Annotated in this window: 26 protein-coding genes; 8 read left to right on the top strand and 18 right to left on the bottom strand. The window is 62.3% G+C overall.

Annotated elements, in window-relative coordinates; translation table 11 throughout:
• Nucleotides 1-70 precede the first annotated feature (70 nt).
• The 7 genes from NA8A_RS13190 to NA8A_RS13160 all read right to left on the bottom strand — a co-directional run bounded on the left by NA8A_RS13190 (nt 71) and on the right by NA8A_RS13160 (nt 7,203).
• Nucleotides 71-2,020, bottom strand: a complete 1,950-nt coding sequence (locus NA8A_RS13190; RefSeq protein WP_009450808.1) for a DEAD/DEAH box helicase — start codon at nt 2,018-2,020, stop codon at nt 71-73.
• Nucleotides 2,021-2,150: 130 nt separating this feature from the next.
• Nucleotides 2,151-3,545 (bottom strand): MDR family MFS transporter, encoded by a 1,395-nt coding sequence (locus NA8A_RS13185; RefSeq protein ID WP_143087981.1) that lies wholly within the window; start codon nt 3,543-3,545, stop codon nt 2,151-2,153.
• A gap of 143 nt (nt 3,546-3,688) precedes the next feature.
• Complete coding sequence (arsC, locus tag NA8A_RS13180) at nt 3,689-4,093, bottom strand: arsenate reductase (glutaredoxin) (protein ID WP_009450806.1); 405 nt, start codon at nt 4,091-4,093, stop codon at nt 3,689-3,691.
• 11 nt (nt 4,094-4,104) lie between these two features.
• Entirely contained in the window at nt 4,105-5,184 is a 1,080-nt protein-coding gene (gene arsB / locus NA8A_RS13175; protein WP_009450805.1) for an ACR3 family arsenite efflux transporter, read from the bottom strand.
• Nucleotides 5,185-5,186: 2 nt separating this feature from the next.
• Nucleotides 5,187-5,702: an arsenate reductase ArsC gene (locus NA8A_RS13170; protein ID WP_009450804.1), complete on the bottom strand. Its 516-nt coding sequence runs from the start codon at nt 5,700-5,702 to the stop codon at nt 5,187-5,189.
• Nucleotides 5,703-5,714: 12 nt separating this feature from the next.
• A complete protein-coding gene (locus tag NA8A_RS13165) occupies nt 5,715-6,047 on the bottom strand; it encodes an ArsR/SmtB family transcription factor (protein ID WP_009450803.1) in 333 nt (110 codons plus the stop codon).
• Between the two features lie 328 nt (nt 6,048-6,375).
• Complete coding sequence (locus NA8A_RS13160; protein ID WP_009450802.1) at nt 6,376-7,203, bottom strand: ferredoxin--NADP reductase; 828 nt, start codon at nt 7,201-7,203, stop codon at nt 6,376-6,378.
• A 197-nt stretch (nt 7,204-7,400) separates the two neighbouring features.
• On the opposite strand from NA8A_RS13160, the gene NA8A_RS13155 reads away from it, so the two are divergent.
• Together NA8A_RS13155 and NA8A_RS13150 are read left to right on the top strand one after the other, a co-directional pair.
• Nucleotides 7,401-9,521 (top strand): hydantoinase/oxoprolinase family protein, encoded by a 2,121-nt coding sequence (locus NA8A_RS13155; RefSeq protein ID WP_009450801.1) that lies wholly within the window; start codon nt 7,401-7,403, stop codon nt 9,519-9,521.
• On the top strand, nt 9,518-11,269 hold the full coding sequence (locus NA8A_RS13150; protein ID WP_009450800.1) for a hydantoinase B/oxoprolinase family protein: 1,752 nt from the start codon (nt 9,518-9,520) through the stop codon (nt 11,267-11,269). Before NA8A_RS13155 ends, NA8A_RS13150 begins: the two co-directional genes overlap by 4 nt.
• Nucleotides 11,270-11,312: 43 nt before the next feature.
• On the opposite strand, the gene NA8A_RS13145 is transcribed toward NA8A_RS13150, so the two are convergent.
• The 5 genes from NA8A_RS13145 to NA8A_RS13125 form a co-directional block, all read right to left on the bottom strand.
• The gene (locus NA8A_RS13145) at nt 11,313-12,332 is read right to left on the bottom strand and encodes an esterase-like activity of phytase family protein (RefSeq protein ID WP_040672596.1); all 1,020 of its coding nucleotides are present in this window, start codon (nt 12,330-12,332) and stop codon (nt 11,313-11,315) included.
• A gap of 58 nt (nt 12,333-12,390) precedes the next feature.
• The gene (cobT, locus tag NA8A_RS13140) at nt 12,391-14,325 is read right to left on the bottom strand and encodes a cobaltochelatase subunit CobT (RefSeq protein ID WP_009450798.1); all 1,935 of its coding nucleotides are present in this window, start codon (nt 14,323-14,325) and stop codon (nt 12,391-12,393) included.
• Nucleotides 14,306-14,653 carry a GFA family protein gene (locus NA8A_RS13135; protein ID WP_009450797.1) on the bottom strand — a complete coding sequence of 116 codons (348 nt, stop codon included), beginning with the start codon at nt 14,651-14,653 and terminating at the stop codon, nt 14,306-14,308. The genes cobT and NA8A_RS13135 overlap by 20 nt, the downstream gene beginning before the upstream one ends.
• A gap of 73 nt (nt 14,654-14,726) precedes the next feature.
• A complete protein-coding gene (gene cobS, locus NA8A_RS13130; RefSeq protein ID WP_009450796.1) occupies nt 14,727-15,713 on the bottom strand; it encodes a cobaltochelatase subunit CobS in 987 nt (328 codons plus the stop codon).
• A gap of 76 nt (nt 15,714-15,789) precedes the next feature.
• The gene (locus NA8A_RS13125; RefSeq protein WP_009450795.1) at nt 15,790-16,407 is read right to left on the bottom strand and encodes a J domain-containing protein; all 618 of its coding nucleotides are present in this window, start codon (nt 16,405-16,407) and stop codon (nt 15,790-15,792) included.
• 146 nt (nt 16,408-16,553) lie between these two features.
• Between NA8A_RS13125 and NA8A_RS13120 the strand changes: the two genes are divergently transcribed.
• Nucleotides 16,554-16,835 carry a BolA family protein gene (locus tag NA8A_RS13120; protein WP_009450794.1) on the top strand — a complete coding sequence of 94 codons (282 nt, stop codon included), beginning with the start codon at nt 16,554-16,556 and terminating at the stop codon, nt 16,833-16,835.
• A 45-nt stretch (nt 16,836-16,880) separates the two neighbouring features.
• On the opposite strand, the gene NA8A_RS13115 is transcribed toward NA8A_RS13120, so the two are convergent.
• From NA8A_RS13115 to NA8A_RS13105, 3 genes are read right to left on the bottom strand one after another with little or no spacing between them, the layout of a single operon-like run.
• Nucleotides 16,881-18,146: an HlyC/CorC family transporter gene (locus NA8A_RS13115; RefSeq protein WP_009450793.1), complete on the bottom strand. Its 1,266-nt coding sequence runs from the start codon at nt 18,144-18,146 to the stop codon at nt 16,881-16,883.
• Complete coding sequence (gene aroB / locus NA8A_RS13110; RefSeq protein ID WP_009450792.1) at nt 18,143-19,270, bottom strand: 3-dehydroquinate synthase; 1,128 nt, start codon at nt 19,268-19,270, stop codon at nt 18,143-18,145. Before aroB ends, NA8A_RS13115 begins: the two co-directional genes overlap by 4 nt.
• Nucleotides 19,267-19,890, bottom strand: a complete 624-nt coding sequence (locus NA8A_RS13105; protein ID WP_009450791.1) for a shikimate kinase — start codon at nt 19,888-19,890, stop codon at nt 19,267-19,269. Before NA8A_RS13105 ends, aroB begins: the two co-directional genes overlap by 4 nt.
• Nucleotides 19,891-20,038: 148 nt before the next feature.
• On the opposite strand from NA8A_RS13105, the gene NA8A_RS13100 reads away from it, so the two are divergent.
• The 3 genes from NA8A_RS13100 (at nt 20,039) to NA8A_RS13090 (ending at nt 22,183) form a co-directional block, all read left to right on the top strand.
• On the top strand, nt 20,039-20,188 hold the full coding sequence (locus NA8A_RS13100) for a hypothetical protein (RefSeq protein WP_009450789.1): 150 nt from the start codon (nt 20,039-20,041) through the stop codon (nt 20,186-20,188).
• A 22-nt stretch (nt 20,189-20,210) separates the two neighbouring features.
• Nucleotides 20,211-21,137, top strand: a complete 927-nt coding sequence (xerD, locus tag NA8A_RS13095) for a site-specific tyrosine recombinase XerD (RefSeq protein WP_040672593.1) — start codon at nt 20,211-20,213, stop codon at nt 21,135-21,137.
• A 95-nt stretch (nt 21,138-21,232) separates the two neighbouring features.
• Entirely contained in the window at nt 21,233-22,183 is a 951-nt protein-coding gene (locus NA8A_RS13090) for an acetyl-CoA carboxylase carboxyltransferase subunit alpha (RefSeq protein WP_009450787.1), read from the top strand.
• Between the two features lie 136 nt (nt 22,184-22,319).
• Here NA8A_RS13090 and NA8A_RS13085 read toward each other — a convergent pair whose 3' ends face one another.
• The 3 genes from NA8A_RS13085 to NA8A_RS13075 form a co-directional block, all read right to left on the bottom strand.
• Nucleotides 22,320-23,051, bottom strand: coding sequence for an amino acid ABC transporter ATP-binding protein (locus NA8A_RS13085; protein WP_009450786.1), 732 nt, complete (start codon nt 23,049-23,051; stop codon nt 22,320-22,322).
• Nucleotides 23,048-23,722: an amino acid ABC transporter permease gene (locus tag NA8A_RS13080; RefSeq protein WP_009450785.1), complete on the bottom strand. Its 675-nt coding sequence runs from the start codon at nt 23,720-23,722 to the stop codon at nt 23,048-23,050. Before NA8A_RS13080 ends, NA8A_RS13085 begins: the two co-directional genes overlap by 4 nt.
• Before the next feature lie 158 nt (nt 23,723-23,880).
• Complete coding sequence (locus NA8A_RS13075; RefSeq protein WP_040672592.1) at nt 23,881-24,624, bottom strand: amino acid ABC transporter substrate-binding protein; 744 nt, start codon at nt 24,622-24,624, stop codon at nt 23,881-23,883.
• A gap of 474 nt (nt 24,625-25,098) precedes the next feature.
• On the opposite strand from NA8A_RS13075, the gene NA8A_RS13070 reads away from it, so the two are divergent.
• Entirely contained in the window at nt 25,099-26,385 is a 1,287-nt protein-coding gene (locus tag NA8A_RS13070) for a L,D-transpeptidase family protein (RefSeq protein WP_009450783.1), read from the top strand.
• Complete coding sequence (locus NA8A_RS13065; protein ID WP_009450782.1) at nt 26,385-26,615, top strand: sulfurtransferase TusA family protein; 231 nt, start codon at nt 26,385-26,387, stop codon at nt 26,613-26,615. The genes NA8A_RS13070 and NA8A_RS13065 overlap by 1 nt, the downstream gene beginning before the upstream one ends.
• Nucleotide 26,616: the final 1 nt, after the last annotated feature.

The raw sequence follows: 26,616 nt of genomic DNA, 5'->3' as shown, positions 1-26,616 counted from the left end.
GAGGCGGCGCGCCAATGTCGAGGCCTCCTTCCCCCGCATGCGGGGAGAAGGGGGCGGAGGCTCCCTGGGTTCAATCGTGTTTGCCGCGCGGCTTCTTCTTTGCGCCGGCGGGTTTTCCCGCAGGCTTTGCGGATTTCGCCTTGCCGAAACCGGTGGGCGCGTCCTTGCGCTCCTTCCAATCCTTTTTCTTCTTGCCGCCCTTGTCCGCATAGGGTTTGTCCGCATAGGGCTTGTCTCCCTGCGGCTTGCCCTCACCAAAGGGTTTTCCACTCTTGCGGTGCGGCTTGGGCTTGCGCTTGTCGAATGGCCGCTCCTCGTTGCGGAAGCCTTTGCCACCCCCATCCCTGAAGGATGGGCGCGCAGACATGTCCGGCACCCCATCGAGCTGCACGACACGGATGTTGCGCTCCAGCGTCGCCTGCGGTCCCAGCACTTCGAGGAAGCGTTCCAGGCTGTCCGCGTCGAGCTCCACGAAGGTCTCATCCTGCTGCATGCGGATGGCCCCTATCTCACGTTTGGTGAGTTCGCCCGCACGGCAGAGCATGGGAATGAGCCAGCGCGGCTCCGCATTCTGCTTGCGCCCCACCGAAAGGGAGAACCAGACGCTGCGCTCGAAATCCTGCCGGCGCGGCTTGCCCTCGTCGCGCGCACCGCCGTCCCGGCTTTCGCGCCCCTCCCGCCCCTTGTCGACACTCTTGTCGAAGATACGCACTTCGGAGAGGTCCTCGGGCGCAGAAAGCTTGCCGCGATAGGTACGCACGAAAGCCGCCGCAACCTGCTCCGCCCCGTGTTCGGCAAGAAGGCGGCGCACGAAATCGGCCTCATCCTCATGCACGGATTCGGTGAGGTTCGGATCGGCGAGAAGACGTTCGTCGTCGCGCTGAAGAACCGCCTCGGCGGAAGGCGGGTTGTCCCATTCGAGCTGCACCTTGGCGTCGCGCAACAGGCGCTCGGCGCGGCGGCGGCCGCTCACCGGCATGATGAGCGCGCTGACACCCTTGCGTCCGGCCCGGCCCGTACGGCCCGAACGGTGCAGGAGCGTCTCCGCATTGGTCGGCAGATCCGCATGGATCACCAGTTCGAGATTGGGTAGGTCGATACCGCGCGCGGCGACATCCGTCGCCACGCAGACCCGTGCGCGCCCGTCGCGCATGGCCTGCAGCGCATGGGTGCGCTCATTCTGGCTGAGTTCGCCCGAAAGAGCGACCACGGAGAAGCCGCGATTGTTGAAGCGCGCCGTCACATGGTTGACCATGGCGCGCGTGTTGCAGAACACCAGCGCGTTCTTGGCTTCATAGAAGCGTAGCACATTGATGATGGCGTTCTCGCGCTCCTGCGGAGGAACGAGGAAGCCGCGATACTCGATGTCGCCATGCTGCTTCTGCTCGGCCGCCGTGGTGATGCGAATGGCATCTTTCTGGTAGCTTTTGGCAAGGTTCGCGATGGTCCGCGACACCGTTGCCGAAAACATCAGCGTGCGCCGCTCGGCGGGTGCTGCGTCGAGGATGAATTCGAGATCCTCGCGGAAGCCGAGATCGAGCATCTCATCGGCCTCGTCCAGCACCACGGCCCTGAGATCCGAAACGTCGAGCGCATGGCGGCGGATATGGTCACAGAGCCGGCCCGGCGTTCCCACGACAATATGCGCGCCGCGTTCCAACGCACGGCGTTCGGTGCGCATGTCCATGCCCCCGACACAGGAAACCACCACCGCGCCCGTTTCGGCATAAAGCCATTCGAGCTCGCGCTTCACCTGGAGCGCCAGCTCGCGGGTCGGTGCGACAGCAAGGCCGAGCGGCGCTGCAGCGGGGCCGAATTGCTCCTTTCCGTCGAGCAGGCTCGGCGCCAGCGCGATGCCGAAGGCGACCGTCTTGCCCGATCCCGTCTGCGCGGAAACGAGCGCATCGGCACCTGCGGGCTCCATCTCGAGCACCGCCTTCTGGACCGGGGTGAGTTCCGTGTAGCCACGCTTTGCCAACGCCCGGCCGAGCGCCGGAACAATGCCTTCGTATTCAGTCATTTCTCTTCTTTCGGAAACGGTGGTCGCGCCCGTCTGTCATGGTCATGGGCGCGCGGCGCAGTGTTTTCGCCGACGCTTTGCGCCGTACCTACGCGGGCGAGGCGCAAATGTACAGAAGAGAAGCGATTTTTCAGGCAGCCGAAGCTTCCCGCTTTTCCGCATCGCCGAAGCGCATGAGAAGAAGGGCGAGCAACAGGACCAGCGCCGCGCCGATTGCCAGTGCCAGAAACGCGGCGGCATAGGCTGCCTCTCCCGCCATCTGGGCGAGCAGAATGACGATGCCCGCCGCGCCTACCGCGCCTCCCACGCGTTGCACGATGTTTACCAGCGTCGTGGCATCTCCCATCTCTTCCTTCCGCACACTGGCATAGGCCGCCGTCATTGCAGGCATCTGACCAAGCGCCATACCGATGCCTCTCAGAACAAGAACGGGAACGAGCATCCTGTCGTTGAGCACACCGGGAAGCAGAAAGGGCAATGTGCCAGCAAGAAGCAGCAGACCGCCGGCAAAACTCACCCTTCCCGCGCCGAACCGGTCGGTGAGGATGCCTCCGACGGGCAATGTCAGTGCGCTGCCAATCCCCATGGCAAGAAGCAGGAAGCCTGTTTCTGCCGTGCTGCGCCCCGCCACGATCTGAAGGTAAAGCGGGATAAGCAGAAGCCCGCCATACATATTGGCGCCGGTCAGGCCCGTAGTCGCCGTGGCAGCGGAAAAAACCGGCCTTCGCAACAATGTGAGATCGATCAGTGGCTGGCGTGTCCGCAAGGCGACCGCGACGAATGACGCAACCAGCAGAGCACCAGCGGCGATGGAGAAGAAATAGCGTGTCCTGATCCCGTCCGCGCCCATCTCCAGCGCGCCGTAAAGCAGAAGTGGCAGGCCCATGCCGAGAAGCAGCATGCCCTTCAGATCGAAAGGCCGCGCCCCGTCCCGCGCGCCACCGGGTACAAGCCCGCGCGCCAAGGCGAGGGCCGCAATCCCGATCGGGACATTGATCCAGAACAGCCAGCGCCAGGAGGCATGGCCGAGCACCAGGCCGCCGATTGCCGGGCCTATCGCCGGGCCCAGCGCCACGACGAGGCCAAGGGCGCCCATGATCCGCCCGAGTTGCTTGGGCCCGGCCGCAGCACCGATCACCGCTTGCCCGGCTGGCACCATCAAACCGCCCGCGAGGCCTTGCAGGAACCGCGCAGCGATCAGCGTCAACGGACCGGGCGCCAGGGCGCACAGGGCCGACGCCACCACAAACCCGGCAAGACTGCCTGCCCACAACCTGCCGTAGCCGTGGCGCTTGCCGAGCCAGGCTGCGGCAGGAAGAGAAATCGCAAGCGCGACCAGATAGCCCGTGGCAATCCACTGGATAAGCGGGAGAGAGGCGGAAAAATCGCGGCGGATGGTTTCCAGCGCCAGATTGGCCACGGTGGAATCCAGCATGGCCATGAAGGCACCGGCGCCCGTGACGGCGGCGATCTTCCATATCCGCAGAGGAATGGCCGGCGGAGGCATTTGGCTGCTTGTGTTCACGGGCCGGCACCCTCGCGTGCCTGGCCCGACAAGTCAACGCCCGCCGCCGGTGATGCCGGGAACCAAGAGCATTTTGCAGTCTGCATAAATGCGGAAAACAAAAAATAGATCGGTTCAGGGTTTCCGTGAAACGGTGAACCGATCTAGCCCTTCTTCACCACTTCCCCGTCTTCCTTGGTGAAGGATTTCACAGCCCCCTCGGGCAGGATTTCCAGAACCACTTCGGACGGCCGGCACAGACGAACGCCAAGATCGGTTTCCACGACCGGCCGGTTGATCAGGATCGGATGCTGGAGCATGAAATCGATGAGCTGGTCGTCACTCCACTTGTCCTCGCCCAGACCGAGCTCGTCATAGGGCGTGCCCTTCTGGCGCAGGAGATCGCGTGGCGTGATGCCCATCGCCCCGATCAGCGAAACCAGTTTCTCCCGGCTCGGCGGCGTTTTCAGATATTCGATGACCTCGGGGTCCTCACCGGCTTCCCGCAGCATGGCCAGTGCATTGCGCGACGTGCCGCATTTGGGATTGTGATAGATGGTTGCGCTCATTCGTCTCTCACTCAGCTTTGGGGAAACCAGTCCCGGGTACGGTTTGCGAAGGCCACCAGCGACAGCATCACCGGCACCTCCACCAGAACGCCGACCACCGTCGCAAGAGCGGCGCCGGAATTCAAGCCGAAGAGGCTGATGGCAACCGCAACCGCCAGTTCAAAGAAGTTCGAAGTACCGATCAGCGCGCAGGGCGCGGCGACATTAAACGGCACTTTCCAGATGCGTGCCGCGAAATAGGTGAGGAAGAATATGCCGTAGGACTGGAGGAGAAGGGGCACCGCGATCAGGACGATGAGAACCGGTCGCGCCACGATCACATGTCCCTGGAAACCGAACAGGAGCACGACGGTGACCAGAAGTCCGATGACGGAAACGGGTTTCAGGGACGACGTGAAGCGGGTAACCGCCGCCTCCGCTTCTGCGCCGTTTGCCCGCGCAGTCAGCCATTTCCGCGTAAGAACGCCTGCTACGAGCGGTATCACCACATAGAGCCCGGTTGCCAGAAGCAAGGTCTCCCAGGGTACGGCAATATCGGTGACGCCCAACAGCAGCGCGACAATGGGCGCGAACGCAAAGATCATCACCACGTCGTTGAGCGAGACCTGCACAAGCGTATATGTGGCGTCGCCACGCGTGAGTTGGCTCCAGACGAAGACCATCGCGGTGCAGGGCGCGGCCCCGAGCAGGATAAGCCCCGCGATATATTGCTGCGCGTCCACAGGCTCGATCCATGGCGCGAACACATACTGAAAGAACAGCACGCCAAGCGCCGCCATGGTGAAAGGCTTGATGAGCCAGTTGACGACCAGTGTCAGCACCAGTCCCTTGGGACGGTCGCCGATATGGCTGAGGCTCGCAAAATCCACATTCACCATCATCGGGAACACCATCGCCCAGATGAGCACCGCGACGACGAGATTGACCGAAGCGTATTCAAGGCCCGCGAGAAAGCTGAACAAGCCGGGAAACAGATTGCCAAGCGCAATACCCGCCACGATACAAAGCGCCACCCAGATGGACAGGTAACGCTCGAAGAAGCCGATCCCGCCTGCCGGCCGTTCGGCGCACGAAATTGCATTGTCTGTCATGTCTATGCCTGTTCTGGTGTTTCTGTCGCACCGCCGATTTCGTTGAGACGGCGTTGCAGTGCAAGCCGGTCGAGCGTGGCGAGCGGAAGCGCCGTGAAAACGGAAATTCGATTGTTGAGCATGCGGTAGGCATCGGCGAAGGCCAGACGCCTTTCCGCCTCTGTTCCTATGGCTTCGGCAGGATCCGGCAGGCCCCAATGCGCCGTCATCGGCTGGCCCGGCCACACCGGGCAAGGCTCCTGGGCGGCACTGTCGCAGAGCGTGAAGACGAAATCCATCTCCGGAGCCCCGGGCACGGCAAACTCCGCCCAATCCTTCGACCGCGCAAAGGCCGTGTCATGGTTCATGCGCGCGAGCAGGTCGAGCGCATGGGGATGCACCGCTCCCCTGGGACGCGAACCCGCGGAATAAGCGACGAAGCGCCCGGCACCGGCACGGTTCAGAATCGCCTCGGCGAGGATCGAGCGGGCAGAGTTGCCGGTGCACAGGAAGAGAACGTTAAACGGTCGGTCACGCAAGGCGGCACACTCCTAGCAATTGCACGTCACCGCTTCGATGACGGGGCGGCAGAGATCGGGATTGCCGTTGCAGCAATCCTCCATCAGATAGGCAAGGAGATCGCGGAAACCGGCCATGTCCGCTGTGTAGCGGATAGTCCGTCCCTCGCGCTCGGCACGGATCAGGCTCGACTGGGACAACACCTTGAGATGAGCCGATGCGGTGTTTTGAACGACGCCCAGCTTCGCCGCGATATCGCCGGCCGGAAGACCGGCTGGCCCGGCCTGAACGAGCAGGCGAAACACATCAAGTCTGGTTTCCTGCCCGAGAGCGGCAAGCGCGCCAATGGCTTCCACCTTGTTCATTATCCAAATATCCAGATTTATAGATATATTGGATTTGCGTATCGCATGACCGCCATGGCGGGTCAAGACCTCAGAGATGATTTCGGGATGGAAACATCGACCGGTCAGGCTCAAGCGCGGGCGCGCGCGGCAACTGGACAAACCTGCAAACGAGGGCAGACGAAGAGTTGACGCAAACTACAAGACGGATGAGGAACGAGGCCGCATTGATCGACCGTCATTCGACTCTTCGTCATCCTCGGGCCTTCCCCGAGGATTCATGCCGGAACCGCAAACCGCGCATCCGGCTTCATGGCACGGGCAATAAACGCCCGCGACCGAGGCGACGTCAGCCCACGAATGCGCGCTCGACGACGAAATCGGCAGGCTCGGCATTGGAGCCTTCCTTCAGGCCGGCCTTCTCGACCAGCGCCTTGACGTCCTTCAGCATCTCCATCGAGCCGCAGATCATCACACGGTCGTTCTCGCGATTGAAAGGCTCGGTGCCCAGCGCCTTGAACAGCTCGCCATTCTCGATCAACGCGGTGATGCGCCCCATCACCGGCGAGGTTTCCCGCGTGGTGGAGGTGAAATGAACGAGCCGCCCCTCGACCAGTTCCCCGATCAACGGATCGTCCTTCAACGCCGCAACGAGTTCATTGCCATATTCCAGCTCAGCCACATCCCGGCAGGTATGGGTCAGGATGATGCGCTCGAACTTGTCATAGGTTTCCGGCTCGCGGATAAGGCTTGCGAAGGGCGCAATGCCGGTGCCCGTGGAGATCATGTAGAGGTTCTTCGCCGGCGTCAGCGCGTCATTGACAAGCGTCCCGGTGGACTTCTGCCTGAGAAGCACCGTATCGCCCGGCTGGATCTTCTGAAGGTGCTGCGTCAACGGACCGTCCGGCACCTTGATCGAATAGAATTCGATCTCGTCATCCCAGGCAGGGCTCGCAATCGAATAGGCACGGAAAACCGGCTTCGCCGCATTCGGCAAACCGATCATCACGAACTCACCGGAACGGAAGCGGAAACTCTGCGGACGTGTGATGCGGAAGGAGAACAGGCGATCCGTATAATGCTTCACCGAAACCACACGCTCGGCGTGACATCCGGCGGGAATCGGGAATTCTGGCGTCTTCTCTTCGGGAATTTCGCGGAGCACAGCGCTGTCCATGGATAAGTTTCCTCGTTCAGTCGGAAATCTCTATGCCTGTTTCTGATCCGTTTGCAAACCGGGGTACCGGCAGCGATGCTCGCTCTTGCTTGCCGGAATTATTGGTATACAAATGAATTTAGCACCAAGCTTAACAAGCTTCGAGACCTATTTCATGATGCTGGATCAAAAAAGGTTTCGCATTCCGGATTTCGCCCATGGATGAGAAAAATGGCATCAATTCGGGCGTTGCTGCCCCAAATGGGGTCCCAAGCGCGGTCGTGGGGATCGATGTCGGCGGCACATTCACCGACCTCATCCTGATCGAAACGGACGCGGCAGACGGTGCGCAGGCAGGGCCTGCCCGCGTCAAAATCGCCAAGACGCCAACCACCCTGGAAAATCAGGCCTATGGCGTCGTGAATGCGATCCGCGCGACAGGCGTCCCGGCTGCGAATATCGGCCTCATCGTCCACGGCACCACAACAACCACCAACGCCGTCCTGGAACGCCAGCTTGCCACGACCGGTATGATCACCACCGCCGGCTTCCGCGACGTCATCGAGCTCGGCCGCCGCACCAGGCCCAACGCCTATGGCATGACCGGGACGTTCAGCCCCGTCATTCCTCGCAACCTGCGCCTGGAAGTCCCCGAGCGCATGGATGCTGCCGGCAACGTGTTGATCCCGCTTGACGAGGATGCGCTCCGCCGCGCGATAGGCACGTTGCGCGAGGCGGGGTGCGTTTCGCTGGTCATCCATTTCCTGCATTCCTATGCGAACCCGGCACATGAGCGCAGGGCCGCCGAAATCGCAGCTGAACTCTGGCCGAACAGCTATATCACCACCGGCCACGCGCTCCTGTCGGAAGCCCGCGAGTTCGAACGAGGCGTTACCGCGGCCGTAAACGCCTCGGTTCAACCGATCCTCGAGCGTTATGTCGCGCGACTCGCAGCGGAGCTGAAGGACCTCGGCTATTCCCGCGATTTTCTGGTCATGAACGGCAATGGCGGCATGATTTCGGCTGCCCATGTCGCACGCGAGGCAGCCAAGACCGTCATGTCCGGCCCCGCCTCCGGCGTCATGGCTGCTGCCTTCACCGGGCGCAGCGCCGGGATCGAGAACCTCATCACCTACGACATGGGCGGCACCTCCACGGACGTGGCACTGGTGCGTGGCGCACGGCCCGCCGTTTCCAACGAGATCGAGGTGGAATATGCCATGCCGATCCATGTGCCGATGGTGGATGTGCATACGGTCGGCGCTGGGGGCGGCTCCATCGCGCGGCTGAATGATGCCGGCCTGCTGGAGGTCGGTCCGCAAAGCGCCGGCGCCAAGCCCGGTCCCATCTGCTATGGGCGCGGCGGCACCGAGCCGACGATTTCCGACGCGAACCTGTTGCTGGGGCGCCTGAACCCCGGCAAGCTGCTGTCCGTCGAAAGCCCTGTCTCCGTGGCAGATGTGGAGGCCATCTTCGCAGAAAGGCTCGGAGCGCCCATAGGCCTTTCCGGCATCGAGGCAGCCGGCGCCGTCCTGCGGCTCGCCAACATCAGGATGGCCGGTGCGATCCGCATGGTGTCCCTCGGCAAGGGTCACGATCCGCGTGACTTCGCGCTCTTCGCCTTCGGCGGCGCGGGCCCGCTGCATGCCGCAGCCCTTGCCCGCGAACTCGGCATTCCACGCGTCATGGTGCCGGCACGGCCGGGCATCACCAATGCACTGGGCTGTGTGGTGGCGGACCTGCGCCACGACTTCGTGCGCACGCTCAACCGGCCTGTCGCAAGCCTCGATCTCGACCTTCTGCGGGCAGTTCTGGCAGAGCAACGCGCCGAGGGCGAAGCGCTGATCGCCAAGGAGGTCGTGCAACCCGAGCGGATCGAATGCATCCACACCGCCGACATGCAGTTCGTCGGCCAGACCCATCTGCTCAACGTTCCACTGCCCGGGCCGGACGTGAACCGCGAAACGTTGCAGCAGCTTTTCGAGGAAGCCTATTTCGCCCGCTTCAAGGTGCGCCTGCCGGAGATCCGCGCCAATCTCGTCAACCTCAACACTTCGGTGATCGGCGTGCGCGCCGGCATCGACCTCGCCAGCCTCATAGACCCGGCCGGCCGCAAGGCGACACTCGGCGAAGCGCTCAGCGAGACCCGCCGTGTCTGGTTTTCAGGGGAATGGCACGACACCCCCGTCTATGTCCGCGAGAAGCTGCCGCTCGACGTGGTCATCGAAGGACCTGCGATCCTCGAACAGCTCGATACGACCACGGTGATCGAACCCGGCGACCGCGCGGTTTCCGACAGGGACGGAAACATCATCATCACTGTGGAGGCAGGACAGTGACCACTCACCCCAGCCTCGACGCCATCACCCTGTCCGTCATCCAGGCATCGCTGCAGCAGGTCTGCGACGAAATGGACCTGACCTTCTCGCGCGCCGCTTTCTCCCCCGTCATTGCCGAGGCGAATGATCGCTCGGATGGCATTTATTCGGCCGAGGATGGCGCCCTCATCGCGCAAGGCTCAGGCGGACTGCCCGTCTTTGTCGGCGTCATGCAATACTCCACCCGCACCCTTATCGAACGCATCGCCGAGGGCCTGACGGCGGCCCCGGAGCCGGGTGACATCTATATCGTCAACGACCCCTATCTGGGTGGCACGCATCTCATGGATGTGCGCTTCGCCATGCCTGTCTGGCGCGACGGCAAGATTTTCTGCTGGCTCTCGAACACCGGCCACTGGCCCGATATCGGCGGTGCGGTTCCCGGAGGCTTCTCCGCTTCCGCCACCGCCGTCGAACAGGAAGGGCTGCGCCTGCCGCCGGTGAAACTCTTCAAGAAGGGCGTGCTCGACCCGGAAATCTACGCCATCATCTGCTCCAACATCCGTGTTGCCGACCAGCGCATCGGCGACATACGCGCGCAGGGCGCTGCCCTGGAAGTGGGGGCGGAGCGTCTTGCCCAGGTGCTCGATCGCTATGGCGACGATACGGTACGCAGCGCCATCGATGAGTTGCGCGAGCGCGCATCCACCCAGATGCGCACCCTTATCGCGCCGATACCCGACGGCACCTATCGCGGGAACGCCTATGTGGATTCGGACGGCGTGGTGGATGCCCCCCTCACCATCGCGCTTGCCGTCGAAAAAAAGGGCAACACGCTGACCTTCGACTTCGAAGGGTCGAGCCCGCCCTGCGCCGGGCCGATGAACAGCGTGCTCGCCACCACGCTTTCCTCCATTTATCTGGCGATGCGTCACATCTTCCCGGAAGTGCCGCTCAGTGCCGGTGCGTTCGAGCCGCTTATCGTGAAGCGTCCGGAAGGCACCTTCCTGGACGCGCGCTATCCACGCCCCGTTTCCGGCTGCGCGGCGGAGGTCTCGCAGCGCATCGCCGAAGCCGTCTTCGCGGCAATGGTCAATGCGCTACCCGAGAAGGTGACGGCAGCGCCCGCAGGCTCCAGCGGCAATTTCGCGCTCGGCGGCCACGACCCTGCACGCGGGCGCGACTTCGTCATGTACCAGATCTCAGGCGGCGGCTATGGCGGCAATGCAGATCATGACGGACTGACCAATGGCTGTTCGACCATCGGCATTTCCAAATCGCCGCCGGTCGAGGTGATGGAACAGGCCTTTCCCGTTCTCTACCGGCGCTATGCGCTGCGCGAGGGGTCGGGCGGTGCCGGTCGCCATCGCGGCGGCTTCGGCCTGTCCTATGAGGTCGAGCTGCTGCGCGGCGAGGCACGCGCCTCCTTCGTCATGGACCACGGCCGCACCGGCCCGCAGGGCGTGCTCGGCGGCGGAGATGGCGGCGTGAACGAGGTGACGGTCTGGCGCGATGGCTCCGCCCATGTGCCCCCGCATCTTTCCAAGGAACAGGACATCCCGCTGAAAGCCGGCGACCGTGTATGCGTCGGCACGCCGGGCGGCGGCGGTTATGGCGATCCGCTGGAGCGCCTGGCAGGCGATGTGCTCCGGGATGTGGCGCTCGGCTATTACACCCCGGATGAGGCCAGACTGCTTTTCGGCGTGGTGTTGAGCGCTGACAGCTCTGCGGTGGACGAGGCGGCGACACGGGCTGCGCGGCGCGGTTGATCTGCCGGCAGCGTGTGCCTGGCGCCCTCGTGGTTCGGCAAACTCAATCTTCGATCAGCCGGAACTCCAGGTAGAGATTGCGCTGAAGGATGGAGTGATTGTCGTCCGAAATGATGGAGACGATGGTTGCGCCATCCTGGCGCGTCCAGACATCGAGGCCCTCCATATTGTCGATCTGATAGGCCATATCGGCGGTGAGAAGCACAGGGCCGTCTGCCAGCCCGCCGGGCGCGATCGTCTCACCCCGGATGCGGCGTAACCGCATCCCCACCCCGTCGGCCATGGTGAAGCGCCGCTCCAGAAGCAGCAGATCGCCATTTGCGAGAAAGGCACCGTCGGTAACGTCGAACCCATCGTGCCGCGCCACGGAAAAAATGCCCTTGTGCGGCCCTTCCACGATGGCGGCAAAGCAATTGCCGTCTGGATCGAGGCTGCGTTCGGTCACCACCACCAGCGCACCGCCAAGCCGGCTGTCTTGCGGCGCAAAGGCGACCGTCTCGAAGCCGCGATTGCTGCGCAACTCCCGGCGCGGCACAAGAAAGTCGATGTCGCGCGCTGCCGCGCCCATCGCATCGCGGGCAACACGGAACTGCGCAATGCGCTGCACGCGCTCGAAACTGACGATAGCCTGCCCATCCCGCAGGGCTATGCCCTCAGCATCTGTGGTCCACTTGTCACGGGCTGTCGAGCCGTTTTCATCCACCATAGACTGCATGCTGAAATCGGAGAAGCCCGTGGGGTGCCCCTCCCCATCCCGCTGCACCCGGCCGAAAAACCAGAAGCCGGTATCCGCTACACCGACGAAGTCTGCGCCTGGAGAAGAAAAGCGAAACGACGAAAAGGCGCCGAAATGACTGGCCTGCGAGGTCAGCGAAAGACCGCCGACAAACTCCAAAGGTCCAAATCGGGTCTCGTCGGAGCCGACCTTGAAACGGTCGATTCTGGTCGCATTGACCACCATCGGGATGGCGGCTTCCTCCGCCCGGGCGGAAGCCAACGGCAACAAGGCTGCAAGGGTGAAAAGCGCCATGGCCGCGAGGAAGCGCCATGACGAGCGCTTCATCCCACCACGCCAGAGGCGCTCGAACCTGCTGGATAGATCGGCCCCGGAAACGCGCCGATCAGCCGGCACGTCGCATCGCGCTGCCACCCCGGCGCGCGCCCTCTTCCTCAAAGAGCGAAGCAAGCTGTTCGGTCATGGCGCCGGCCAATTCCTCCGCGTCGACGATGGTCACGGCGCGGCGGTAATAGCGCGTCACATCGTGGCCGATGCCGATGGCCAGAAGCTCCACCGGCGAGCGTGTTTCGATCAGCTCGATGACGCCGCGCAGATGCCGCTCGAGATAATTGCCCGGATTGACCGATAGGGTGGAATCGTCGACCGGTGCACCATCCGAAATCATCATCATGATCTTGCGCTGCTCCGGTCGGGAGACCAGCCGGTGATGCGCCCACAGAAGCGCCTCGCCGTCGATATTCTCCTTCAGGAGCCCCTCGCGCATCATCAGACCGAGATTGCGGCGCGCCCGGCGCCAGGGCGCATCGGCGCTCTTGTAGACGATGTGGCGAAGATCGTTGAGCCGGCCCGGATTGGCGGGTTTGCCGTCCTTCAGCCATTTCTCGCGCGCCTGCCCGCCCTTCCACGCTCGGGTGGTAAAGCCCAGGATTTCCACGCGCACACCGCAACGTTCCAGCGTGCGCGCCAGAATGTCGGCGCAGGTCGCCGCAACCGTGATCGGCCGGCCGCGCATGGAGCCCGAATTGTCGAGCACCAGCGTCACCACCGTGTCGCGGAAATTCGTGTCGCGCTCACGCTTGAAGGAAAGCGGCTGCATCGGGTCGATGACGAGACGGGTCAGCCGCGCCGTGTCGAGAACACCTTCTTCCAGATCGAAATCCCAGGAGCGGTTCTGCTGCGCCATCAGGCGGCGCTGCAGCCGGTTGGCAAGCCGCCCGACCACGCCGGAAAGATTGGCAAGCTGCTTGTCGAGAAAAGCGCGCAGCCGGTCGAGCTCTTCCTCGTCGCATAAATCCTCGGCGCCCACCTCCTCGTCGAAATCGGTGGTGTAGACCTTGTAGTCCATTTCCCGTGCGGCGAGATCGAACGGATTGTCGGGCCGGCGCGCCTCGCCGGGCGTTTCGGAATCGAGATCGTCGTCCTCGCTGACATCCTCGGCGGTCGTGTCCCCGGCCTCACTTTCGCCGGTCTCGGTATCCTCGCTCTCGCCGCCGGATTCCTCGCCCTCGGCTTCCTCGCCGCTGGTCTCTTCCTGCTCGCTCTCCTCGGCCTGCTCCTGCGCCTCGGGAGCATCGCTATCGTCCTCGCTCTCCTCGCTCTGCTCTTCCTCGGCCAGTTCCTCGCCAAGGTCGATGGAAGTCAGGAGATCGCGCACGGAACGGGCAAATGCGTCCTGATTGTCGATCTGGCCGGCCAGCGCATCGATATTGGCGCCAGCCTTTTCCTCGATCCAGCCGCGCCACAGGTTCACGAGTTTTTCGCCGCTTGGCGGCACGGGACGCCCGGTCAGCTTCTCGCGCACCATCAGCGCAATCGCTTCCTCGAGTGGCGCATCCGCCTTGTCGGAAACCTCGGCCATGTTGGAGCGGGAATACTTGTCCTCAAGCATGGCGGCGAGATTGTCGCCCATGCCACGCATCGCATTGGTGCCGATGGCTTCCACGCGAGCCTGCTCCACCGCGTCGAAGATAGCGCGCGCGTCCTTGCCCTCCGGCGCAAGGCGGCGATGCAGGTTGGTATCGTGGCGGGCATGGCGCAACGCCATCGAATCCCCGAGCCCACGCGTTACCTGAAGCAACTCCGCGCTTGGCTTCTTCGGGAGATCCGGCAGACGCGCCCTGGAACCCGTGAGGGCCGGTTTGTCCTTGGAAAAGGCGACGTCGAACTCGTTATCGCCGGCGACCGCACGCATACAGACACCGACGGCGCGCTTGAACGGATCGAGCGGCGCATCGGCGGGCTGCCCTGGCTTGCGGTTGGATTGGGTCACGGTCGTCCCTGCGTCTTCTCCGGGCGGCTCAGCGGGCGCGCCCGTCATAATGGTGCGGTGTCATCGTGGCGGGATCGACGCCATCCAGGCAGCGTACATTGATCGCCGCCATCTTGGTGCCCTCCGGCATGACGCCACGGGCAAAGGATTCCATGCCGCAGGCCGAGCAGAACAGATGCGCGATCGTCTTCGTATTGAAGCGATACTCCGTCAGGCTGTCCTCACCCTGTTCGAGCATGAAATTCTCCGCCGGGGTGAATGCGAGAATGCTGCCCCGCTTCTGACAATAGGAGCAATTGCAGGTGATCGGATTGGCGAGATCGACCTCGACATTGTAACGCACCGCCCCGCAATGGCACCCACCTTCATAACGCATGGATCGTCTCCCGCATTTCCTGTGTTCACCGCATTCGAGAAATGCCGGACACGCGGCCCGGCAATCGGGTTTGCTAGCTCAAAGCGACATTTGCCGAGGATTCCGGCAGTTCCTCGCCAAAGGCGCGCTGATAGAACTCGGCCACAACGGCACGCTCCAGCTCGTCGCACTTGTTGAGGAAGGTCAGCCGGAAGGCGAAACCCACATCGCCGAAAATCTCGGCATTCTCCGCCCAGGTGATGACCGTACGCGGGCTCATCACAGTGGAAAGATCGCCGTTCATGAAGGCAGAGCGTGTGAGATCGGCAACCCGCACCATGCGCGAAACGGTCTCGCGACCCTTCTCGTTCTGGAAGTGCTTGTTCTTGGCAAGCACGATGGCGACTTCGTCATCATGCGGCAGATAATTGAGCGTCGTGACGATGGACCAGCGGTCCATCTGCGCCTGGTTGATCTGCTGCGTGCCATGATAGAGGCCGGTCGTATCGCCGAGGCCGACCGTGTTGGCGGTCGCGAACAGGCGGAAGGCGGGATGCGGGCGGATGACGCGGCTCTGGTCGAGCAGGGTCAGGCGGCCGGAGGCTTCCAGAACGCGCTGGATCACGAACATCACGTCTGGGCGACCTGCATCATATTCGTCGAAGACCAGAGCGATGTTGTGCTGATAGGCCCAGGGCAGGATTCCGTCGCGGAATTCCGTGATCTGCTTGCCTTCCTTCAGCACGATCGCATCCTTGCCGACGAGATCGATACGGCTCACATGGCTGTCGAGATTGATACGCACGCAGGGCCAGTTGAGGCGGGCGGCGACCTGCTCGATATGCGTCGATTTGCCGGTGCCGTGATATCCCGAGACCATGACGCGGCGATTATGCGCAAAACCGGCGAGAATGGCGAGCGTGGTCGGCTTGTCGAAAAGATAGTCCGGGTCGATATCCGGCACGTGGGCGTCCGCCACCGAATAGGCGGGCACGACCAGATCGGACTCGAAGCCGAAGGTCTCTTTCACCGAAACGGTCGTGTCCGGCAGGTTGGCGATATCGCGGTCGATCTTGTTCATCATGCCTCCAGCGGCCAGGCTTCCTGCCTGCATCGCTTGAACTATATTACGTGGTGCGTCTCATCAAAAAAGGGCTTTAACAGAAACCGGCCTGCTTCAACAGCCTGTAAGCTTCAAGCACGTTTCTCAGCCGATCTTCGGAGCCCCGGTCACCGCCATTGGCGTCCGGATGGTGACGTTTCACCAGGCTTTTATAGCGCGCCTTGATTTCTTCGCCAGTCGCTTGTGCACCCAGGCCCAGCGTTTCGAGCGCCTTGGCCTCAAGCGGGCGCAGCCTGCGCTGGCGGGGCTGCGCCGCCTCGCGCCGTCCCCCGAACAGGTTGAACGGATCGCCCACGCGGTTGTGATAGCCGGCTCTGCCCGAGCGCGCCTGCGAAAAATCGGGCGCGGCACGGGCCGATTCACCTCCGGCGAATTTCCAGGTGGGGCGGTGCCCTGTCAGCGCTTCCCGTTGATAACGCGCCACCTCGCCATCGCTGAGGCCGGAGAAATAATTGTAATTCTTATTGTATTCGCGCGCGTGATCGACGCAGAAGCGAAAATACTCGCCTTCCTTATGCCGGCCGACAGGGGCGCGATGCACGCCCGGTGCTTCGCAGCCATCCCATTGACAGCGCGGCACATCGGGCTTTGCATCGGCTGCCCGGTCGGGGCGGATGCGGATTTTCTCGAAATATTTCGAGTAGGGTTTCATAACGGATCGCGTGACACCAAATCAGGAAAGAAGTATGGCGGCTTGACGCTGCTATACAAGAATTGACTTTTCGTCATCGTTCAAATCGAGCGATTTGAATCGCACGGAAATGGGGAACCGTCCCCATATGGTATGAGGAAGCCCGAATGTCCATCCAGTCCGCCATGGAAACCAAGCTCAAGGCAGCATTTTCGCCCGAACGCCTGGCCGTCATCAACGAGAGCCACCTGCATGCCGGTCATCAGGAACATTTCGACGGCACCGGCGAGACACATTTCCGCGTACGCATCGTCGCCAACGCCTTCTCTGGAATGAGCCGCCTGCAGCGCCATCGCGCGGTCAACGATCTCCTGGCCGACGAACTGAAGGACAGCGTGCACGCACTGGCAGTGGAACCTGCAGCTCCAGGCGAACCGACCCGCTGGTAACGCCCGCACCGGCCGGGGCCGCCATCATGGCCCCGCCGGAGGATTTCACGAAAGCGGCCGGATTCTCAACCGTGTGATGCGGTTCTTGTCGCGTTTCATGACGATGAAACGCTTTCCGAAGAAGGTGAAGGCCTGCTTTTCCTCGGGGATGGTCTGCGTTTCATGGATGACGAGGCCGGCGATCGTCGTCGCCTCCTCGTCCGGCAGATCCCAGTCCAGCGCACGGTTGAGATCGCGGATCGGCACAGAGCCCTCCACGACGATGGAGCCATCGGCCTCCTGCTTAACGCCCTGGACCTCGACATCATGTTCGTCGGCGATGTCGCCGACGATTTCCTCGATGATGTCCTCCAGCGTCACCAGCCCTTCAACTTCGCCATACTCGTCGACGACGATGGCGATATGCGCCTTGCGGCGAAGGAAGGCATTCAGCTGGTCCTGCAATGTGGTGGTGTCGGGCACGAACCAGGGCTTCGAGGCCACCTTGCCGATGTCCACCTTGGAGTAGTCGTTTTCCACGTCGCCCAGTGCCCTGAGCAGATCCTTGGCGTGCACGACACCGACGATATTTTCCGTGGAGCCGCGCCAGATCGGAATGCGCGTATAGGGGCTCCGCAGAATTTCCTTCACCACCGTTTCAGGCGGATCGTCCGCATTCACCGAACGCATGTTCGTGCGGTGGATCATCACATCGGACACTTCCAGCTCGTGCAGGTCGAGCAGACCGCCCACGCGGTCGCGATCCTGCTTCACCACGGCACCTTCACGGTGCAGAACCTCCACCGTGCCACGCAGTTCCTCATGCGCCGAAAGCATCGACTGGCCGCTCGACAGATTGATGCCGAATACCGAAAGCAGGAGCCGCACCACGGAATTGGCGAGCGAGGAGAGGAAGCCGAACAAAAGGGTCGCCAGCCGTGCGAAGGGCGCCACCGACAGGGCGAACTGCTCGGGCCGGGCAAGCGCCCATGACTTGGGCAGGATTTCCGAAAAGATAACCAGAAGCACCGTCATCATGGCCGTGGCGTAAAGCACGCCCGCATCGCCGAAGAGCCGCAGAAACAGGCTCGTCGTCAGCGCAGAGGCCAGGATATTGACCAGGTTGTTGCCGATCAGCAGCGCCCCCACGAGACGGTCGCGCCGCGCGATGAGCCTGGTGACGAGCCCGGCCCGCGGATCGCCATTCGCCTCCATCGTATGAAGGCGGGCGCGTGAAACGGCCGTCATGCCCGTCTCCGTCCCCGAAAACAGGAAGGAGAGCACGATCAGGCCCAGAATGATGCCACCTGTGATCCACATCTCTGCGGTCATGGGGTAAGATTCTCCTCAAGAAAGGAAAGAACTTGGCTGGCCGGAACATCGTTGGCGACGAATGACTGGCCGATGCCCCGCGTAAGCACGAAGGTCAGCGCACCGCGGGAAACTTTCTTGTCCTGCGCAATATAGTTCAAAAGTTCCTCAGCTCCAGGGAGCCCGCCCGGAACATCCGAAAGCCGTGTGGACAGGCCCACCGCCTTGAGATGGGCCTCGACCCGATCCGCGTCGTCGGGGCTCGCCAGATTGAGCCGCGCGGAAAAGCGATGCGCCAAGGCCATGCCGATGGCCACACCTTCTCCATGAACCAGGCGCGCGCTGTCATATCCGGTCGCGCCTTCAAGCGCATGACCGAAAGTGTGCCCCAGATTGAGAAGTGCGCGGTCGCCCTTCTCATGCTCGTCGCGTGCCACCACATCGGCCTTGGCGCGGCAGGATTGGGCGATGGCCTCCACCCGTTCGGGCCCGCCGGCAAAAACGGCCTGCCAGTTTTTTTCAAGCCACGCGAAGAAGTCCGGCCGGTCGATCAGCCCGTATTTGGCAACCTCGGCATAGCCCGCGCGGAACTCGCGCGCCGGCAATGTGTCGAGTGTATCCGTATCCGCAAGAACGAGCCTGGGCTGGTGAAAGACACCGACGAGGTTCTTGCCGTGAGAGGTGTTGATGCCCGTCTTCCCACCGACGGAGGAATCCACCTGCGCCAGCAGAGATGTTGGCACCTGCACGAAGCGCATGCCGCGCCGCACGATGCCGGAAACAAACCCCGCCAGATCGCCAACAACACCGCCGCCGAGCGCGATAACCGCGTCTCCGCGCTCAAGCCGCTCGGCAAGCACGCCGGACACGACGTCCTCAAGCGTCGCGAAACTCTTGGACTTTTCACCCGGCGCAACGACGATCGCGGCAGCCTCGATGCCCGCCGCGGCAAGGCTCTCGCGCAGCGGTTCGAGATGGCGCGCGGCCACATTTGCATCCGTGACGACAGCCGCGCGAATGCCCGGCAGCCGACGGGCGATCTCCGCGCCTGCCCGCCGCACGAGACCTGCCCCGATCAGGATATCATAGGAGCGTGCACCCAGAGAAACCTCGACCTTGACCGGCGCCATGGCGCTATCGTTCATTTTGCATCTCCATTGCCTCGCGTGCCTTCGCGCGGTGCGTGGGCATCGTTTTCGAGGTATTGCGCCAGCGCATCCACGACTTCTCCGGCGATCACATCCTTCGGCTCGTTGCGCGAATGCACGACGATATCGGCCTCCGCATAAAGAGGATAGCGCTCGTCCATGAGCCGGCGCATCACGCTCTCCGGGTCCTGGTTGTTCAGAAGGGGCCGCGTCGACTTGCGTCCCACACGCTCCATCAATGTGGGCAGATCGGCCTTCAGCCAGATCGAGATTCCGCGGCGCGCGACAGCCCGGCGCGTCTGCGCGTTGACGAAGGCGCCGCCACCGGTCGACACCACGCGTGGCCCGGATTTGAGAAGCCGCGCAATGACCCGGCGTTCGAGCGAGCGGAACTCCGCCTCTCCGTAAGACGAAAAGAGATCGGCCACAGTCATGCGCGACACCGTTTCGATCTCATGATCGCTGTCGATGAAGGCAAGCCCCAGCATTTCGGCGACCTTGCGCCCGATCACGGTTTTGCCGGCCCCCATGAGGCCGACGAAGACGATGGAGCGATTGCCGAGCTTCTGCGCGATGCCGGCAAATTTTGTGGAAGCAGGAGTTTCTGTCACTGTCATTATCGCGGGCCCCTCGTCTGCCGGTTTCGACACAAAAGCCGCAATCCGTCAAGCTCGCCAGACAGTTATCAGCACTTACCCTTGCATTGAAAGGACCGGCATCCCATAACGGAGTGGGGACTGGGAAACAGGAATTCGGGACGGACGTATGCCGACACTTTTTCGGCTTGTGGTCATCATCGCTGTGCTGGCGGGGTTGGTTTATGGGGCAATGGTGGCCCTGGCGACCTTCGTTCAACCGCAAACCGGCGAGATCAGCGTGCGTATCCCCCCAGAGAAACTGAACCCGCCACAGTAAGCATCCCGCTATGAACGCAAGGATCGGCAGCGCCGCGCGCATTGAAGCCTTTCTGGAAATGATGGCCGCAGAGCGCGGTGCGAGCGACAACACGCTTTCATCCTACAGGCGCGATCTGGAGGATGCGGCGACCCATCTTGCAGGGGAAGGCATTGCCCTGACCGATGCGGGGTCCGAAAACCTGCGCGGCTTCCTCGCCGGCCTTGCCGCGCAGGGCTTCGCCGCCACCACACAGACACGCAAGCTTTCGGCTCTGCGCCAGTTCTACCATTTCCTCTATGCCGAAGGCCTGCGTTCCGACGATCCCACGGGCGTTCTCGACAGCCCGAAGCGGGGACGCCCCCTGCCAAAAACCTTGAGCGAAGAGGAAACCGGCCGGCTGCTCGACCGTGCGGCTGCGGAAGCGCGCGAGGCCCCGGCTGATGGCCCGGAACGCCTGGCCGCCCTTCGCCTTCACGCGTTGCTGGAAGTGCTCTACGCCTCTGGCCTGCGCGTTTCGGAACTGGTTGGCCTGCCCGTCACGGTCGCCTTGCGCGACGAGCGCTTCTTTGCCGTGCGCGGCAAGGGCGGCAAGGAACGTATCGTGCCACTCTCCTCCAAGGCTCGCGAGGCCATGCAGGTCTGGCTGAAGGAGCGCGCAACGCAGCCGGCCATGGTCGACAGCCCGTGGCTTTTTCCAGCGAGTTCGCAAAGCGGCCATCTGCCGCGCCAGGTTTTTGCCCGAGAGTTGAAATCGGTCGCCGCGCGCGCCGGTATTGCGGCCGCGAAAATCTCGCCGCATGTGCTGCGCCATGCCTTTGCCAGTCACCTTCTGCAGAATGGCGCAGACCTGCGCGCCGTGCAGGAACTCCTGGGGCATTCGGACATTTCGACCACGCAAATCTACACGCATGTGCTCGAAAAACGCCTCACTGAGCTGGTTCAGAAGCACCATCCGCTTGCCGATTAGCTCCATCATCGTTATTTGGAGCCTCAATTCTTGGCGGCAGGCCATGTTCAACGAGGGGAAACTTCTGGGTTTCCCGAGCCCGATTTGGCGAGTGAATGTACAATTATCTCGATTTTGAAAAGCCGATTGCCGATCTCGAAGGCCAGATTCTCGAACTGAAGAAGCTCGCCGAGGCCGGTGAGGCCGTCGATGTCGCAGACGAGATCGCACGCCTCGAAAAGCGTTCCAAGGATGCGCTTGTCGATATCTATCGTTCACTGGTGCCCGCGCAGAAAGCGCTGGTGGCCCGCCACCCCGACCGGCCGCATTGCCTTGACTATGTGCGAGGCCTGTTCACCGACTTCACACCGCTTGCCGGCGACCGCGCCTTCGGCGAGGACGAAGCTGTGGTTGCCGGCTTTGCGCGCTTCAAGGGGGAATCGGTTGCCATTCTCGGGCAGGAGAAGGGCAGCAACACCCAAAGCCGCCTGAAGCACAATTTCGGCATGGCCCGCCCGGAAGGATACCGCAAGGCGGTGCGCGTGATGGACATGGCGGACCGTTTCGGCATTCCCGTCATCAGCCTGGTGGACACGGCAGGCGCCTATCCCGGCATTGGCGCCGAAGAGCGCGGCCAGGCCGAAGCCATCGCCCGCTCCACGTCGAAAAGCCTGAGTCTCAAGGTTCCCAACATCGCCGTGATCATCGGCGAGGGCGGCTCCGGCGGCGCCATCGCCATCGCAACCGCAAACCTTGTCTACATGCTGGAGCATTCGATCTATTCGGTGATCTCGCCGGAAGGTGCGGCCTCCATTCTGTGGCGCGACGCCGCCCGCGCCAAGGATGCCGCCACCAACATGAAGATCACGGCGCAGGATCTGATGGCCCTGAAAGTCATCGACGGCATCATTTCGGAACCCATCGGCGGCGCCCATCGCGGGACCGAAGCGGTCATCGAGGCCACCGGCGCCCAGATCGAGAAAGGCTTCGCCGACCTCGCAGCCGCCAATGTCGACTATCGCGAGCACCGTCGGGAGAAGTTCCTGGCCATCGGCCGAAGCCTTTAGAGCATTTTGCAGTCAGGTGGAATCGCCTGACATCTGCATAAATGCGGAAAAACAAAGAGAGAGAGCGGCTCAGGGTTTCCATGAAACGATGAAGCTCTCTAGGGTACACTCCGTACCCTGGTCTGCGCCGGGCGCCCTAAAGTACCTTTCTGAGAAACGCCCGCGTACGCGGATCCTTCGGCTCGGTGAAAATCACCTCCGGCGCCCCCTGCTCGACAATGCGGCCGCCATCCATGAACAGGACCCGGTCGGCAATGTCGCGGGCAAACTGCATCTCATGGGTGACGATAAGCATGGTCTGCCTTGCATCCGCCACCCGCTTGAGAAGCTGCAGCACCTCGTCGACCCACTCGGGATCGAGCGCGGAGGTCGGCTCGTCGATGAGCATGATCTCGGCATCCGCGGCCATGGCCCGGCCGATGCCAACGCGCTGCTGCTGTCCGCCGGACAAGGCGGCCGGATAGCTCTCCGCTTTTTCCGCAAGACCGATCGTGGCCAGAATTTCCTCGGCGCGCGCCTGCGCCTGCGCCCGGGACCAGCCACGCACCGTGATCAGCCCTTCGGCTATGTTGTCGCGCGCCGTCTTGTTGGCGAACAGCGCATAGTTCTGGAACACGAACGAAGTGCGCCGCCGCACCGCCCGCTGCTCCGACGCGCTGGCCGTGGAAGCGTCGACCGTCACATCGCCGACGGTGATGATCCCCGCATCGGGCTTTTCAAGAAAGTTCAGCGAACGCAACAGCGTCGATTTTCCTGTACCCGACGGTCCAATGACCGCCACCCGCTCACCGGTTGCAATATCGAGGTCGATGCCGTCGAGCACGGTGTTCTCTCCAAACCGCTTGGTCAGTCCCTTTACCGAGATCATCGCGCATGCGCCTTTCCGAGCCGTACCTCGAGCTGCCGCTGCACCATGGTGAGAAGCTCCACGATCACCCAATAGATGATCGCAACCATGATGAAAGCCTCGAAATAAAGGAAGCTGCCCGCCGCTTCCTTCTGGGCTGCACCCATCAGTTCCGTGACACCGAGCGTAAAGGCCAGCGAAGTGCTCTTTATGATGTCGACGAAATAGTTAACCAGCGTGGGCGCTGCGATCCGGGCGGCCTGCGGCAGAATGATCCGCCGCATCATCTGTGCCGTGGTCATGCCCACCGACAGCGAGGCCTCCCATTGCGAGCGGTCGACCCCGATGATGGCCGCGCGGATGCTCTCGGCCATATAGGCCGCAAAATGCAGCGTGAGCCCCATCACCGCTGCCGTCACGCCATCGATGGCCGTCAGGAAAGAGAATATCTGCGGCAGCCCGTAATAGAACAGGAAGAGCTGCACCAATAGCGGCGTACCGCGGAAAAAGCTGATGAAAACCTTCGTAAGCTGGTCTAGCCCCGGCACGCGCAACACGCGGACGATGGCCATCAGCGAGGCCAGAGCCAGTGCGAGGACCATCGCCACCGACGCCATTGCAAGCGTCAGGGGGACATATTTGAGGAGCACGGGAAGAAGCCCGAGCATATAGTCCAGATCAAGCGGTCTCACGGGTCCTGCTTCTTTCGTTGTGAAAATGCATAAAGGTCGAGACTACCACGATAAATCGAAAGCCCTCTCCCGGAACGGGAGAAGGCTTCGCGGGGCATCAGGTGCTGTGGCGCCGTAAGGCGAGCGGCAGTGCCGGGTTTCCGGCTTCCGCCACCCCCTCACTTGGTGATATCGGTGCCGAACCACTTTTCGGAGATTTCCGAAAGCTTGCCGTTTTCCTTGAGCTTGCCGATTGCCGCATCGACGCGATCGCGCAGTGCCTTGCCTTCCTCGTCATTGCGGAAGGGAAGCGCATTGCGGATTTCGGAGAATGGCTCGCCCGCAAGCGCCAGCGGCAACGGCGATTCCTTGATGAGCTGGGCAGCACTCACGCGATCCATGACGAAGGCATCCACCCGGCCAAGCGCGGTATCCTGCGCAAGATTGCTCTCATAGGTCTTGATTTCAATTTCACTCGCATAGGGAAGTTCGCGCAGGAGCTGCTCGAAATTCGAGCCGAGATTAACGGCCACCGTCCGCCCTTTAAGGCTCTCGGGCCCTGTGATTTCGCTTTCATTGCCCTTTTTCACCGTCACCTGGGCACCGTCGATCACATAGGGCTGCGAGAAGGCGAACTTCGCCTCACGTTCCGGTGTGATGGTGATCTGATTGGCAATGGTGTCGATGCGCTTAGCATCCAGCGCGCCGACAAGGCCGGAAAAACCCATCGTCACGAATTGAACTTCGTCGCCGGTTTCTTCCGCGACTGCATTCATGAAATCCACCTCGAAGCCCTGCAGCTTGTCCTGCTTGACGAAGGTGAAGGGGAAATAGCCGCCGGACATACCGACCCGGATCGTATCGGCATGGGCTCCTGAAATCGTGGTGGCCAGCAACACCGCGGCCAGCGTCAACTTGTGCATTGTAGTCTCCGTTGCGCCCTTGGCGCTTGCGTATGAAGCACTGAAAGGGCGCCCTGCAAGGCGCCCTTTCAGCATTATTTTTCATCAAACGCCTTTTGAGGACATCGGTGAAGAAACCGGCTTCCGATTATCCCGGGCCATTGGAATTTCATTTCAAATATTCATCTCACCGTGAAATCTACCCCTAACCAACGTGCGCTCCCCGCAGGCTGGCGAAAACCGTCGTGAGCGGGAGATGCGCAAACATGTGGCAGGAACGGGGGATTGTGTTCCCTGCGCGAGCCGCATAGAAGCCGTCAAATCGCCACAAAGAAGCACAAAATGCGCGGCTTGGGTCGCAAGATGGGCCTAGGCCCTAACAGCGCGGGTAATGAAATTGAAAGTATGAGGCTTCATACTTCATTTTCTATAAGCGAACTGCCATCTTAGGATTCGCAGATGAAAGCGCCACCAAGGCGGGACACGCAGCACTCGATGAAACGACTGGGCAAATACGCACTCTTCCTGTCTGCCGCGCTGGCGCTTGCCGGCTGCAACGAGACCCTTGAGGACATTTCCCCCAAGGCAGAGCGGCAATTGCCCGAGCGCATCGTGCAGTCGATGAAGGCCAAGGGGATGAGCAAGACATCCCCTGTCATGATGCGCATCTTCAAGGAAGAAGGGAAGCTGGAGATCTGGAAGGCCAAGCAGAATGGCCGCTACGACGTGATCGCCAGCTACGACATCTGCAAATGGTCAGGCAAGCTGGGGCCGAAATTCACCGAAGGCGATCGCCAGGCGCCCGAGGGCTTCTATACGGTGCGACCGGGGCAGATGAACCCGAAATCGCAATATTACCTGTCCTTCAACATCGGCTTCCCGAATGCCTATGACCGCGCCAACGGGCGCACCGGCCAACATCTGATGGTGCATGGCGCGTGCTCTTCGGCTGGATGCTATTCGATGACCGACGAACAGGTGGCCGAGATTTATGCCTTCGCTCGCGACGCCTTCAAAGGCGGCCAGCGCGACTTCCAGATTCAGGCCTTCCCCTTCCGCATGACGGCGGAAAACATGGCCCGCTACCGCACCGACCCGAACTACGCCTTCTGGAAAATGCTGAAGGAAGGTTACGATTACTTCGAGCTGACCAAGCTGCCGCCGAAGGTGGATGTCTGCGAGAAGCGCTATGTGTTCAACCGCGAGGCACCCGAGGGGCAGAGCTTCTCGCCCACCGGCGCCTGCCCGCAGATGAGTCAGCCGGACTCGCTGATGATGGCCTATCAGCAATATCAGACCCAATATGACCGGGCTTTCTCGGCTGCGCTCGGCGCACGCGCGAAGAGCACGCCCGCGCCCTCCATCGCCGGCCACAAGGAAGCGCTTCTGGTCGCGGACTGGAGCAAGCGCCGGGCCCGTGGCGAACGCGTTTCCCGCGAACCCCCGAGCCTCAATCCTACGCCGACGGCCATTGCCACGGCCCCGAAGCCGACAGTGGCACCCGCGGCACCCGCAACGACCACGGCCTACACCACAGATGGTCAGCCGAACGGGCTCCAGAATGCCATGCAGGCGGTAACGCCGGATCGGCAGGAAGCTGCGGCTTCTTCCGCACCGGCTGATGCTCCCATGTCGACCGGCTCCGTGCCCGTACCCACGCCCAATCCAAGCGCTTCCGAAACACCGGCGGCCGTCGCGGAAGCTCCGGCAGCGCAGCCCAAGCCGGCGGAATCGCGCACAAGCGCTGTGACGAGGCGTCTGCGCAACCTGTTCGGCGGCTGATGACCCCTCCGGAAATCTATGATCTGCGGGGGCTGAATTGCCCACTTCCCGTGCTCAAGGCCCGCAAGCGTCTTGCCGGGATGACGGTCGGCGAACAGCTCTGGCTGGAAACCACCGACCCGCTGGCCGTGATCGATATTCCCGCGTTCTGCAACGAGAGCGGCCACCGGCTCGTCTCCACGGAGTCGATGAGCGAAGGCCATCGTTTTCTCGTCGAGCGAGGCGCATAAA

This window comes from Nitratireductor indicus C115 (genome assembly GCF_000300515.1).
In the GTDB taxonomy this organism is placed as follows: domain Bacteria; phylum Pseudomonadota; class Alphaproteobacteria; order Rhizobiales; family Rhizobiaceae; genus Nitratireductor; species Nitratireductor indicus.
Note: the sequence above shows the minus strand (reverse complement) of the source record. Positions and strands in the feature narration are given on the sequence as shown.